Below are 13,095 nucleotides of genomic sequence, written 5' to 3' on the forward strand. Positions count from 1 at the left end.
GCGCCCCACATTTGTGGGCCAACACTCCTTGATGGATGAACACATTGACCTCATCAGAGCAAATTTTTACCCGTCGCGTTGAAGCGATGGAATCGCCTGCGTTTCTAGATGCGCTAAAAGATATCAAACACGGTGTAGAGCGTGAAGGCTTGAGAATTGAGCCCGCTGGTGCACTGGCCGTAACGCAACATCCTGAAGCACTGGGTGCCGCTCTGACGCACGATTGTATTACCACTGATTTCTCTGAGTCGCTGCTCGAATTCATTACCCCGCCGGTAGCCAGTAGCGAAATCACAGAAACGCAACTGAAAGACATTCACAAATTTGCCCTTGAGAATATGGGCGGTGAATTGCTTTGGCCATTAAGTATGCCGTGTTTCATCGATGACGAATCCCGTATTCCACTGGCCTATTATGGTGAATCAAACGTGGCGCAAATGAAGCGTGTGTATCGTATGGGCCTTAAAAATCGATACGGCAGCATGATGCAGGCGATTTCCGGCGTGCACTTTAACTTTTCTTTGCCAGACAGTTTCTGGAAAGTGTGGGCAGACTACACAGGGCAGACCTATTCACAAGATCAGGTGTCTGCCGACTACCTGGCGATGGTGCGTAACTATCGTCGCCTTTGCTGGTTGTTGCCTTACCTGTATGGCGCTTCGCCGGCATTGTGTCATTCCTTCATGAAAGGAAAACCGACTACTCTACCGTTCAAGAAAGTGGGCAAGGGCACTTTATATATGCCTTACGCCACTTCACTGCGAATGAGTGACTTGGGCTATACCAACTCAGAGCAGTCGGCGCTGCAAATTTGCTACAACCAAATAGCCACCTACACGGAAAAACTCCGCAGCGCCATGTACACGCCATCTGAACGTTTTGGCCAGTATGCTGCTGGCGAAGGCGGTCATTATCAGCAGTTATCGAAAAATATTCTGCAGATTGAAAATGAGCTCTATTCACCCATACGTCCTAAGCAACCAACGGCATCGATGGAAAAGCCCACCGATGCTTTGGTACGTCGTGGGGTGAGTTATGTGGAAGTGCGCGTATTGGATGTAAACCCCTTCTCGCCGGTGGGCATTACCAAGTCGCAAATGGATTTCCTTGATGTGTTTATGGTGAGTTGTCTGATGATGGAATCACCAGACATGACGCCAGAAGAGTTAGTGGTGTGTCGCGAGAACATGGACAAAGTCGTGCTGGAAGGCCGTAATCCTGAACTTAAGTTACACACCAATGGCAGCGACATCGCTTTTAGTGCGTGGACTGAAAAGCTGTTTGCTCAGTTCAGAAAAACTGCCGAATTGCTTGATAAAGCTAACCAGCGTTCTGATTATTCCATCGCGGTAAACACCGAATGGGAAAAGGTGTGCGATCCGGCGCTAACGCCATCAGGACGCATTCTCGATGCGTTGCTTGCAGAAAATAAAGATAACGTGGTGTTTGGTCTGGAACTGGCGCAGAAATATGCGTCTGAAATAAACGGTTACGATTACAAACAATATAGCCGCGAAGATTTTGAGAGAATGGCATCTGAATCCATCGCTGCTCAGAAAGCGGTAGAGGCGGCAGATGACAAATCATTTGCTGATTTCATTCACGATTATTTTGCCGAACCTATGGCAACGCGAGCAAGTTGACGTAAAGTTAAGTAAACTGAAGTCAGAACCGTCGTTTATGCTGCATCAATGCAGGGCTATACCTGAACGACAGACAAAAAAATGCCTGGCAAGAGGGCCAGGCATAAATAATGTTCCAGGGAAACACACACATTTTGCTAGAACACTTATTCAGACAACGTCCAGTGAGAAAGTTCAACATTCGTTTCAAGTTTTTTCTAGCTGGCGCCACTTTTTTTTCGGCAAGCCTGCTGAGCGGTTGCGCTACCTCCCCACCTCAGGACACCAGTAATATCTGTGAAATCTTCTATGAGAAAGAAGATTGGTATGACGCTGCGGCTGATGCCCGGGATAAGTGGGGCGTGCCTATTCATATTCCAATGGCAATCATGTATCAGGAAAGTTCTTTCCGTCATGATGCACTGCCACCCAAAGATTATGTTTTCTTCGGTCTTATTCCATGGGGCAGGGTGAGTTCTGCTTATGGATATTCTCAGGCTAAAACCATCACCTGGTCAGACTACGTGCGGGAAACGGGTAACAGTTGGGCCGACCGGGACGACTTCGAAGATGCCATGGACTTCATGGGCTGGTTTATTTCTAAGTCGTATAAAATAAACGGGGTCTCGAAATGGGACGGTTATGCCCAGTACCTGAATTATCATGAAGGTTGGGGCGGCTACAAACGCCGTAGTTATAATAGCAAGCCCTGGTTGAAAAAAGTGGCTAGCACCGTTAAAGCGCGATCATTACGTTATGCAACGCAACTTAAAACCTGCGAAGAAGACTTAAGTAAGAGTTGGTTCTGGAAATTATTTTCCTGATTGATGGAATGCGGAGAAAAAGAGGTAGGCAGGCGCACCACACACCTGCCTACAATCGACGCTAAGCCAAGACCGTTAATCACCCAACGTCGAACAGGCAGTTTCAATATATTGCAAATGATAATGATTTGCAATAGCAATAAGTAAAAACTTTTCAGATTGTTTTATGGCCTGTTGATCTAGGTCATGCCCCCGCGAGCGTCAGAAAAAACCCCTTGATGCAGATCACAGAAATTTCTCCGACACCGTTGCACACTTAACTCGTCAACCAATGTTAAGGAGCAGAACGATGTTCATGTCCATGATTAAAGATCCGGTAGTGTGGGGTTCGCTGCTATTAATTTTCGTCGTGATTGTGATGATGGGGTATTACACCTGGCTGTTTATGCACAACAGTGCCGAGCAGGATAAATAACAAAGCAGGCTTAGCCCTTTTTTGCATTTCTGTCTGGGGTATCAATTAAAACGAGTAACGCGCCTTGCCCACCGTACTCCAGGGGAGCCTGGTGAAACGCTTTGACATGGGGGTGTTGAACCAGGTAATGGGGCAAGGCGTTTTTTAAAATTCCAGCGCCGATACCATGCACAATGCCAACGCAGTCAATCAGTTCTTTGCGGGCGGTATAAATTAATGCGGAGAGTTCCAGCTTTACATTCTCACGATTTAGGCCGTGGAGATCCAATACCAGCTCCGGGTAAAAATCACCCCGACGAAGACGTTTAAGGCTATGGGTTGGTTCGTCTTCACGGCAATAACGCATGGGGCCTTGGGCGGGAAGACTTGCTTGATACACATCAGAAAAAGCAAAGCTGGCATCGAGCAAACGCTGCTGACGGCTGTCAGGCTGTGTGGCTGAATGTAAACGCTTGGTTGGCACATGGCGGCGCTTATGCACCACTTTATCCTGCGTTAACGGCTTAATGCCGTTCATTTCATCCATAAAGGCCGCGAAATCGTCATCCTTATTTTCAGGCCCGCTTTTATCCGCCAACAATCTTCTCCGGTTATCACTTATACACGCATTGAATAGGGCAAATGCGGCGTGGTGCACGCATTTTGTGTTGGGAGTCGCCCTGAGTTTCGGTATGATACCAGCTTTATTTCTGGCGATGTACCTCACTCCATGACCGATAAGATTTATTTAGACGAAGCCATCCGCGATTTGCACACTGTACTAGATATGGTGCGATGGACTGTCAGCCGTTTCAACTACGCTCAACTTTACTACGGTCACGGTACCGATAACAGTTGGGATGAAGCGGTTTGCCTGGTTATGCACGCGCTACATCTGCCACAAGATATTACTGCCCGTACCGGCGATGGTTTATTTTCTGCGCGACTAACCCAGTCAGAAAAAGAGAAAGTAACCGATTTGGTACTTAAGCGCGTGCAAACCCGCATGCCGCTGCCATATATCACTCATGAAGCCTGGTTCTGCGATATGCCGTTTTACGTGGACGAGCGCGTGCTCATTCCTCGTTCGCCATTTGCTGAACTGATTAAAACCCGCTTTGCCCCGTACCTTGAAGAAGCGGTTGAGCCAACCAGTATTCTGGATATGTGTACGGGCGGCGGTTGTATCGCTATCGCTCTGGCGCACACCTTCCCACTGGCGCAGGTTGATGCCGTGGATATTTCATTCGACGCCCTTGAAGTGGCTGACTTTAATATTCAGGAACATAATCTGGGCGATCGGGTTTTCCCCATCCACTCTGATTTGTTCACCAGTCTGGAAGGCCAGCAGTACGATTTAATCGTGTCTAACCCGCCTTATGTTGATGAAGAAGACATGAACGATCTGCCTGATGAATATCAGCATGAGCCTGAGTTGGCTCTAGCTGCCGGTGAAGACGGCTTAGATCTGGTGGAACAAATGCTAAAACAAGCACCACACTACCTGAAAGACGGTGGTTGGATGCTGGTGGAAGTGGGCAACAGTGAAGTGCATATGGCAACACGTTTCCCGGGGTTGCATGTAGATTGGGTTGAATTGCAGCAGGGCGGTCACGGGATTTTTGCGGTGTCTAAATCGTCACTGGTGACTTATTTAAACGGTAAGGAAAATTAATACAGATGTCTGGCAATAGCTTCGGAAAAATGTTTACTGTGACCACCTTTGGTGAAAGTCACGGTATTGCTATCGGTGGTGTGGTTGATGGTTGTCCTCCTGGACTGGAAATCACTGAGGCGGATCTGCAGATTGATTTAGATCGTAGAAAGCCTGGCACGTCACGTTATACCACAGCACGTCGGGAAGGCGATGAGGTTCAAATTCTGTCTGGTGTGTTTGAAGGCAAAACGACCGGTACCAGCATTGGTCTTCTGATCCAGAATACCGACCAACGTAGTGGTGACTATTCCAATATTAAAGATCGTTTCCGCCCTGGTCATGCAGACTACACCTATCATCAGAAGTATGGCACTCGGGATTATCGTGGTGGTGGTCGTTCTTCTGCGCGGGAAACGGCTATTCGTGTTGCAGCGGGGGGAATCGCCAAGAAATTCTTAAAAGCGGTTTACGGTATTGAAATTCACGGATACCTGTCTCAACTGGGTCCGATTAAAGTGGACACGGTTGACCACAGCATTACTAACACCAATCCGTTTTTCTGCCCCGATGAAAGTAAACTGGAAGCGCTGGATGAATATATGCGCGACCTGAAAAAATCCGGCGATTCAATTGGCGCGAAAGTGTCCGTGGTTGCCACGGGGGTTCCTGTGGGTTTAGGCGAACCGGTGTTTGACCGCCTCGATGCCGACATCGCCAGTGCCATGATGGGCATCAACGCCGTGAAGGGCGTGGAAATTGGTGATGGTTTCGACGTCATTGAGCAAAAAGGCAGTGAACACCGCGATACGTTAACACCAGATGGTTTCACCAGTAATCACGCTGGTGGTGTGCTGGGTGGCATTTCCTCAGGCCAGGATCTCGTTGTACACATGGCGCTCAAGCCTACATCGAGCATTTCTGTGCCAGGTAAAACCATTGATGTTGACGGTAATGAGATTGATATCGTCACCAAAGGTCGTCACGACCCTTGTGTGGGAATTCGTGCCGTGCCTATTGCCGAAGCGATGCTGGCCATTGTATTGATGGATCATTGTCTGCGGCACCGTGCTCAAAATGCGGGTGTTTCCACGTCTACGCCGGTTATCCCTGGCAACGCTGACAAATAATTCTTGAATATCTCTCTTAAAGTGTGCGTGAAATGGTAGCTCATTCACGCACCAATCTTATTCTTCTCGCTATCACCTACTGGCTCTATTTCGGGCAGCTAGGCGTTCTTACTCCTTATCTGGGCATTTTTCTCGATGGACGTGGCTTCTCTTCCGCCGACATTGGTGAACTCTGGGCCGTTATTACCTTATCTCGCATCGTCGGACCATCTCTGTGGGCCAGTGTGGCCGATAAAACCGGCAAAGCGGTTAACGTTGTCCGGTTAGGCTGCTTATTGTCGGTACTGTGTTTCAGTTCGGTGTTTTGGGTTCACAGTTTTTGGGGATTAACATTGGTGTTCGGGTTAATGATGATGTTCTGGACGGCAGTGCTGCCGCAACTGGAAGTTATCACCATTCAGTCAGTGAAACCGACAAAAATCAGCTACGGTCAGATCCGTTTGTGGGGCAGTATCGGTTTTATCGTACTTACCGTTTCCGTGGGTAAAGCGCTGGATATTTTCTCTTCTGAAGCCCCGGTATACGCCAGTTTATTTGTGCTCACGGGTTTGTTCATCGCTTCGCTGTTTATTCGTCAGCCAGAGAAAGTGCCGTCAAAAGAAGAGGAAACCGGTACCTTATGGCAGATAGCCAAAAATCGCACATTTTTGCTATTTCTGGCCGCGGCCGCTTTATTGCAAGTGAGCTTTGGCGCGTATTACGGTTTCTTTGCATTGTACATGCGGGATTTGGATTACTCGGGTCAGCAAACGGGATTACTCATCGCTATCGGCGTTGTGGCTGAAATCGGTATATTCCTTATTGCCCGTCGGCTCATCTCACGTTTTGGCGTATGGCAATTGTTGTTGGCTTGTTTGGTCCTTACCGCAATGCGTTGGTACGCGCTGGCAGCCTGGGCCCAGTTTGGTGTGGTTGTAGTGATCAGTCAGCTCATTCATGCACTGAGTTTTGGCCTTGCGCACGTAACTGCTATGCATTTTATCACTCACTTTTTCCCGGCCCGGTTTCAGAGCCGCGGACAAGCACTGTATGTGAGTATCGCTTTTGGTATCGGCGGCGCGTTGGGTAATTATGTAGCAGGGCAGCTGTGGGATCAGGGCGTTCATGCCTACGAGACGTTTGCCTTTGCTGCTGGCGCTGCGTTTATTGGGGCGTTTTGTCTTATTTTCTGCGACCGGGCAACAATCAATACCACGCGCCCTGCCTAAAGGCGTTAACCCGAAGGGTTAACTCAATAAAGTGGTTTCTGTTTGACTGGAAGCTGCTTTGGACTTACTAAAACGGGTCGCGCTGTAGGGCTCAGGGTCGGTAAAGGGCGTTTCACCGGTCATGATTTCTGCCAGCAATCGACCCGTCACTGGTCCTAACGTCAGGCCATGGTGGGCATGGCCGAAATTAAACCATAAGCCCTTATGTCGCGGCGCTGCGCCGATTACCGGTCGCATATCCGGCAGGCAAGGGCGAAGACCCATCCACGGCTCATCTTCTATTGGTTCACCAAGGGGCAGTAAGGTTCTGGCAATGGCTTCACAGCGGCGCAGCTGGCTGTCATTTTTTGGCGCGGCGGGGCGGTCAAACTCAATTCCCGTGCTTAGCCTAATGCCTTGTTCCATAGGCGCGAGCACAAAGCCACTTTCACTGTCGCATACCGAATGATGTAATTGTTTGCCTTCTTGCATACAATAATGACGATGGTAGCCCCGCTTCACGGCAAGCGGAATAGCATAGCCAAATAACTTAAAAATGTCTGCAGACTGTGGCCCGAGTGCCACTACTACATTTTGGCTGGTAACCGGCCCTTCTAAGGTATCAACTTGCCATCCATTTTCACCCTGGGCCAAAGAGCGTGCATCACCCTGCAAAATAATCCCTCCCTGTTGGCGAAAGAGTGCTGCATAGCCTTTTACCAGCGCTCCGGGATTGGTCACTGTTTTCGGATCAAGCCAGTGAATGCCCCCAATGACCTTGTCAGAGAGGTGTGGGTCACGCTGTTGTAATGCCGATTGGTCGAGCACATCATAGTTTATGCCATAGGAGACGAGACCCTGGGCCTCTGAACGAGCGCGGCTAAAAGCTTGCTCGTGCTTAAATATTTCAATCCAACCTTCACAGCGAATCAATTCTGACAGCCCGGCTTTTTGCACAAGGGTGTCATGCTCGTCAATGCACCGTTCAATAAGCGGAAGCATGGCCAATGTTGATGCATTAAGCGGTGAGGGCGCGGATTGCTTCCAGTACTGGAACAACCAAGGGGCGATTTCCGGCAGGTAACCGGGATTAAACCGCACAGCGGTTTCCCGATTTAAACTATAGCGGAGCAGAGCAGCAAACTCCCGAGGGAATGCGTAGGGAATAACGCTTGAGCGTTCTATTAGACCAGCATTGCCAAAACTGGTACCTTCACCGGGCTGGTCACGGTCGAGTAAAACAACCTGATGACCCCGGGATTGAAGGTGTAGCGCTGTGCACACACCAACAACTCCCGCACCAAGCACGATAGTGTCGTACTGCATGATAAAACAATTTCCTTATTATTTGCGCTTATCAGGCGGCGTTGGCCGTGCGCATACAGCTGGCTATTACCTCTGCGCCGTTGCCAGTATCTTGCTCAAGATATACATCAAACTTCCATAATCGGAACAGGTGTCGCATGACTTCGTCTTTCGAGTCTGCCAACGGAATTCCCCGCTGTGGCACATAACGAAGGGTGAGTGAGCGGTCACCGCGAACATTCACATTATAAACCTGAATATTCGGCTCCAGATTACTGAGATTGTATTGAGCAGACAGTTTTTCGCGAATTTTCAGATAGCCTTGTTCATCATGAATGGCACTCACGCTAATGTACGGATCGTCTTCGTTATCCTCAATGGAGAACAGTTTGAAATCACGGATCAGCTTGGGTGATAGGAACTGACTAATGAAGCTTTCATCTTTAAAATTATGCATAGCGAAGTGCACGGTTTCAAGCCAGTCTTTACCTGCTACATCTGGCAGATAATATCTATCTTCCTCCGTAGGATTTTGGCACATGCGCTTGATATCCATGAACATATTAAAGCCCAAGGCGTAGGGGTTAATACCAGAATAATACGGGCTGTTGTACTCAGGCTGCATCACTACACCGCTATGGCTGTGCAAAAACTCCATCATAAAGCGGTCGGTTACCAAACCTTCATCGTACATTTGATTGAGAATATGGTAGTGCCAGAAACAGGCCCAGCCTTCGTTCATCACCTGAGTTTGCTTCTGTGGATAGAAGTACTGTGAGACTTTGCGAACAATGCGCACCAGTTCACGCTGCCAGGGCTCCAACAGAGGCGCATTTTTCTCGATAAAATACAGTAAGTTTTCTTGTGGCTCCGATGGGAAGCGGGCTTGTCTGGGTTTGGTATCGGCATGTGAGTCGGGCACGGTGCGCCAAAGTTCATTCACCTGAGATTGCAGGTATTTCTCCCGTTGTTCCTGACGAGCCTGTTCTTCCTGCAGAGAGATTTTCTGCGGCCGCTTGTAACGGTCAACACCATAGTTCATTAACGCATGGCAGGAATCAAGAATGCTCTCCACTTCATCGGTACCGTAGCGCTCCTCGCATTTGGCGATGTAGTTTTTGGCAAATACCAGATAATCGATAATGGAACTGGCGTCTGTCCAGGTCTGGAACAGGTAGTTACCTTTAAAGAATGAGTTGTGACCATAGCAGGCGTGAGCCATCACCAGCGCCTGCATGGTAATGGTATTCTCTTCCATCAGGTAGGCGATACAGGGATCGGAGTTAATGACGATCTCGTAGGCCAGGCCCATCTGGCCGCGGCGGTAGTTTTGTTCAGTCTGAATAAATTTTTTGCCAAAGGACCAGTGGGTGTAGTTGATGGGCATACCAATACTGGCATAGGCATCCATCATCTGTTCAGCGGTGATGACTTCTATCTGATTCGGATAGGTGTCGAGTTTGAAATTTTTCGCAATGCGGTCGATATGGGTTTCATACTCTTCCAGCATGTCGAAAGTCCAGTCTGGACCATCGCTTAAAGGCGTTTCCGCACGTTTCTGCGTTTTTGACATATCATCCTCCTGCGGCAGCGCTCTGTTCAGATTTCTTAAACAGTTCCCTGAATACAGGGAAGATGTCGCTGACGCTCTGAATGTGCTTACAAACGAAATTCTCGCAGCTGTTTTCCACCTGCTGATACTCGCGCCAGAGACTTTGGTGCTGACGCTCGGTAATTTCGATGTAGGCGAAATATCGGGTAACCGGTAACAGCTCTTTCATTAGGATCTGTTTACACTGGGGCGAATCATCCGCCCAGTTGTCACCGTCCGATGCCTGAGCGGCATAGATGTTCCAGTCAGTATCCACATAGCGCTCTTTGATGATTTCATCCATCAATTTGAGTGCGCTGGATACAATGGTGCCACCCGTTTCTTGCGAATAGAAAAACTCCTGTTCGTCCACTTCCTTGGCCTGCGTATGATGGCGAATGTAGACCACCTCCACATTCTCATAAGTGCGGGTAAGGAACAGATAAAGCAGGATGTAAAAGCGCTTGGCCATGTCTTTGGTCGCCTGATCCATCGAACCGGACACGTCCATAAGACAAAACATCACCGCTTTACTGGTGGGAATGGCTTTCTTGTCGTAATTTTTGAAGCGTAAATCGAAGGTGTCGATAAACGGCACCCGGGCGATTTTCGCTTTTAACTCAGCTATCTCTTTCTCCAGTTCGAGAATGGCAAGGCTGTTATCGTGTTTGTCGGCTTTAAGTGCTTCAAGCTGCTCCTCTTTCTCCCGCAATGCCCGTTTGTCGCTGCCGCTTAATGCGATACGACGAGCAACCGAGCCTTTTAGTGAGCGAACAATGTCGAGGTTACTGGGCACACCGTCGGTCTGATAACCCGCGCGATACGTTTCGTACTGCACGACCTTGTCGAACTGGTTTTTTTTCAGGTTGGGTAACGCCAGATCGTCGAACAGCAGGTCGAGGTATTCATCTTTGGAAATAGAGAATGAAAACTCGTCCTGACCTTCGCCACTGTCACTGGCTTCACCTTCACCCTGGCCCTGACCACCACCGGAAGGCGGACGCTCAATTTTGTCGCCAGCCGTGAACTGATCGTTGCCGGGATGGACAACGGTACGCTGTCCACCTTTGCCGGTATGGAATACCGGCTCTTTAATGTCTCTTGACGGAATACTGATTTGTTCGCCGGTTTCCAGATCCGTCACTGAACGTTGGCCAACAGCGTCGGAAACCGCACGCTTGATCTGCTGCTTGTAGCGACGCAGAAAGCGTTGACGGTTTACCGTGCTTTTTCCCTTACTGTTTAATCTTCGGTCAATAAAATGCGCCATAGATACCTACTATTTGGTTTCAACAACAATGCGTCTTGTTCCGCTACCACGTAAGCAGACTAGGACGCTTTGCGTACCCGCAGATACCATTCACATAACAGTCTGACTTGCTTGGAGGTATAGCCTTTCTCCACCATGCGATTAACAAAGTCGTCGTGTTTTTTCTTATCTTCTGTCGAACCTTTAGTATTGAAAGAAATGACAGGTAATAAGTCTTCTGTGTTGGAGAACATTTTCTTCTCGATCACAGTGCGCAGTTTTTCGTAACTGGTCCAGGCCGGGTTTTTACCACCGTTGTTAGCCCGGGCGCGCAGCACGAAATTAACGATTTCATTTCGGAAGTCTTTCGGATTACTGATTCCGGCAGGCTTCTCGGTTTTTTCCAGTTCCGCATTCAACGATTCGCGGTCGAACAGCTGACCGGTTTCTGGATCGCGGTATTCCTGGTCCTGAATCCAGAAGTCAGCATAGGTGACGTAACGGTCGAATAGGTTCTGACCGTACTCTGAATAGGATTCGAGATACGCGGTTTGGATTTCCTTACCGATAAATTCCACGTAACGGGGAATGAGGTAACCTTTAAGGAACTCGCGATAGCGGTCAGCGGTATCCTGCGGGAACTGTTCACGCTCAATCTGGCGCTCCAGAACGTAGAACAGGTGAACCGGGTTCGCGGCCACTTCCTGATGATCGAAGTTGAACACCCGCGACAAAATTTTGAACGCGAATCGGGTAGATAACCCTTCCATGCCTTCATCGACACCGGCGTAATCGCGGTATTCCTGATAGGATTTGGCTTTCGGGTCGGTGTCTTTCAGGCTTTCGCCATCGTAGACCCGCATTTTTGAATAGATGCTGGAGTTTTCCGGCTCTTTTAAGCGCGATAACACAGTAAACTGGGCCAGGCATTCCAGGGTATCTGGTGCACAAGGTGCGCCGTTGAGTTCACTGTTATCAAGCAACTTGCGGTAAATATGCAGCTCTTCCGATACCCGCAGACAATAAGGCACTTTTACGATGTAAACACGGTCGAGGAAGGCCTCATTGTTCTTGTTGTTACGGAAAGATTGCCATTCAGACTCATTAGAGTGAGCCAGAATCAAGCCGTCGAAGGGCAGGGCAGAGAAACCCTCTGTAGGGTTATAGTTGCCTTCCTGCGTAGCCGTAAGCAGCGGATGTAGCACTTTAATCGGTGCTTTGAACATCTCTACGAATTCCATCAGGCCCTGGTTGGCTTTACACAGGGAGCCGGAATAGCTGTAAGCATCCGGGTCGTTCTGAGCAAACTGCTCCAGACGGCGTATGTCTACTTTACCGACTAACGATGAAATATCCTGGTTGTTTTCGTCACCTGGCTCGGTTTTAGCGATACCGGTTTGATCGAGAATAGAAGGATAAACCCGAACCACCTTAAATTTAGTGATATCGCCACCAAACTCGTGCAGACGTTTACGGGCCCAGGGTGACATAATGGTTTTTAGATAGCGTTTTGGGATGCCATATTCTTTCTCGAGAATATTGCCATCTTCGTGTAAATCAAAAAGTGAGAATGGATGGTCGTTGGTGGGTGACCCTTTCAACATGTATATGGGAACCCGTTGCATGAGTTCTTTCAGTCGTTCGGCAAGGGAGGATTTACCGCCGCCTACCGGACCAAGCAGGTAGAGAATTTGTTTTTTCTCTTCGAGGCCCTGAGCGGCATGCCTTAAATAAGACACTATCTGCTCAATGGCTTCTTCCATGCCGTAAAACTCATGGAATGCCGGATACCTTGCAATGACCCTATTTGAAAATATTCGACTAAGCGCCGGGTCAGTGGAAGTGTCGACCATTTCAGGCTCACCAATGGCCTGAAGCAACCGTTCTGCTGAGTTTGCATAAGCGGTTGGGTCGTCTTTACAGATATCCAGAAATTCCTGGATGGTGAATTCTTCTTGTTGGCGCTCTTCGTAACGTTGCTGGTAATGCTCGAAAATACCCATAGATTTCCCCAAAAAACGGATTCCCGTATTTACAGCTTAGACCTGTTTGAGCAAGTTGGAAGTGTTTTCTCAGGATATTTGGTAATAAAAACCGGAATATTCATCTAATAAAAGAATGAACCTTTTCAAAAAGGAA

Annotated in this window: 11 protein-coding genes; 6 read left to right on the top strand and 5 right to left on the bottom strand. The window is 48.6% G+C overall.

From position 1 onward, the window contains the following. Positions 1-44: 44 nt before the first annotated feature. The 3 genes from gshA (at position 45) to ACXAFQ_RS02070 (ending at position 2,861) form a co-directional block, all read left to right on the top strand. Positions 45-1,643 carry a glutamate--cysteine ligase gene (gshA, locus tag ACXAFQ_RS02060; protein ID WP_474817927.1) on the top strand — a complete coding sequence of 533 codons (1,599 nt, stop codon included), beginning with the start codon at positions 45-47 and terminating at the stop codon, positions 1,641-1,643. Positions 1,644-1,753: 110 nt separating this feature from the next. Beyond that, on the top strand, positions 1,754-2,446 hold the full coding sequence (locus tag ACXAFQ_RS02065) for a transglycosylase SLT domain-containing protein (RefSeq protein WP_474817928.1): 693 nt from the start codon (positions 1,754-1,756) through the stop codon (positions 2,444-2,446). A gap of 295 nt (positions 2,447-2,741) precedes the next feature. Continuing rightward, on the top strand, positions 2,742-2,861 hold the full coding sequence (locus ACXAFQ_RS02070) for a DUF3149 domain-containing protein (RefSeq protein WP_474817929.1): 120 nt from the start codon (positions 2,742-2,744) through the stop codon (positions 2,859-2,861). A gap of 10 nt (positions 2,862-2,871) precedes the next feature. Here the strand turns inward: ACXAFQ_RS02070 and smrB are convergent, their stop codons facing one another. After that, a complete protein-coding gene (smrB, locus tag ACXAFQ_RS02075) occupies positions 2,872-3,438 on the bottom strand; it encodes an endonuclease SmrB (RefSeq protein ID WP_474817930.1) in 567 nt (188 codons plus the stop codon). Between the two features lie 132 nt (positions 3,439-3,570). Here smrB and prmB point away from each other — a divergent pair, with 132 nt between their 5' ends. Genes prmB through ACXAFQ_RS02090 form a run of 3 tightly spaced genes read left to right on the top strand, consistent with a single transcriptional unit; the run spans position 3,571 to position 6,832 of the window. Beyond that, positions 3,571-4,515 (top strand): 50S ribosomal protein L3 N(5)-glutamine methyltransferase, encoded by a 945-nt coding sequence (gene prmB, locus ACXAFQ_RS02080; RefSeq protein ID WP_474817931.1) that lies wholly within the window; start codon positions 3,571-3,573, stop codon positions 4,513-4,515. Positions 4,516-4,520: 5 nt separating this feature from the next. Continuing rightward, positions 4,521-5,624: a chorismate synthase gene (gene aroC / locus ACXAFQ_RS02085; protein WP_474817932.1), complete on the top strand. Its 1,104-nt coding sequence runs from the start codon at positions 4,521-4,523 to the stop codon at positions 5,622-5,624. Between the two features lie 32 nt (positions 5,625-5,656). After that, the gene (locus ACXAFQ_RS02090) at positions 5,657-6,832 is read left to right on the top strand and encodes an MFS transporter (RefSeq protein WP_474817933.1); all 1,176 of its coding nucleotides are present in this window, start codon (positions 5,657-5,659) and stop codon (positions 6,830-6,832) included. A gap of 18 nt (positions 6,833-6,850) precedes the next feature. On the opposite strand, the gene ACXAFQ_RS02095 is transcribed toward ACXAFQ_RS02090, so the two are convergent. Genes ACXAFQ_RS02095 through ACXAFQ_RS02110 form a run of 4 tightly spaced genes read right to left on the bottom strand, consistent with a single transcriptional unit; the run spans position 6,851 to position 12,959 of the window. Then, entirely contained in the window at positions 6,851-8,137 is a 1,287-nt protein-coding gene (locus ACXAFQ_RS02095) for an NAD(P)/FAD-dependent oxidoreductase (RefSeq protein WP_474817934.1), read from the bottom strand. Positions 8,138-8,168: 31 nt separating this feature from the next. After that, a complete protein-coding gene (locus ACXAFQ_RS02100; protein WP_474817935.1) occupies positions 8,169-9,689 on the bottom strand; it encodes a SpoVR family protein in 1,521 nt (506 codons plus the stop codon). Between the two features lies 1 nt (position 9,690). Further along, on the bottom strand, positions 9,691-10,977 hold the full coding sequence (locus ACXAFQ_RS02105) for a YeaH/YhbH family protein (RefSeq protein WP_070126934.1): 1,287 nt from the start codon (positions 10,975-10,977) through the stop codon (positions 9,691-9,693). Between the two features lie 59 nt (positions 10,978-11,036). Beyond that, positions 11,037-12,959: a PrkA family serine protein kinase gene (locus ACXAFQ_RS02110; RefSeq protein WP_474817936.1), complete on the bottom strand. Its 1,923-nt coding sequence runs from the start codon at positions 12,957-12,959 to the stop codon at positions 11,037-11,039. Positions 12,960-13,095: the final 136 nt, after the last annotated feature.

This window comes from Alteromonas sp. ABH2_165 (assembly GCF_056159945.1).

Coding starts and splice junctions, on each gene's coding strand:
- ACXAFQ_RS02105 (WP_070126934.1), bottom strand. CDS start 10,977: ATGGCGCATTTTATTGACCGAAGATTAAACAGTAAGGGAAAAAGCACG.
- aroC (WP_474817932.1), top strand. CDS start 4,521: ATGTCTGGCAATAGCTTCGGAAAAATGTTTACTGTGACCACCTTTGGT.
- ACXAFQ_RS02095 (WP_474817934.1), bottom strand. CDS start 8,137: ATGCAGTACGACACTATCGTGCTTGGTGCGGGAGTTGTTGGTGTGTGC.
- ACXAFQ_RS02065 (WP_474817928.1), top strand. CDS start 1,754: ATGTTCCAGGGAAACACACACATTTTGCTAGAACACTTATTCAGACAA.
- ACXAFQ_RS02110 (WP_474817936.1), bottom strand. CDS start 12,959: ATGGGTATTTTCGAGCATTACCAGCAACGTTACGAAGAGCGCCAACAA.
- prmB (WP_474817931.1), top strand. CDS start 3,571: ATGACCGATAAGATTTATTTAGACGAAGCCATCCGCGATTTGCACACT.
- ACXAFQ_RS02100 (WP_474817935.1), bottom strand. CDS start 9,689: ATGTCAAAAACGCAGAAACGTGCGGAAACGCCTTTAAGCGATGGTCCA.
- ACXAFQ_RS02070 (WP_474817929.1), top strand. CDS start 2,742: ATGTCCATGATTAAAGATCCGGTAGTGTGGGGTTCGCTGCTATTAATT.
- ACXAFQ_RS02090 (WP_474817933.1), top strand. CDS start 5,657: ATGGTAGCTCATTCACGCACCAATCTTATTCTTCTCGCTATCACCTAC.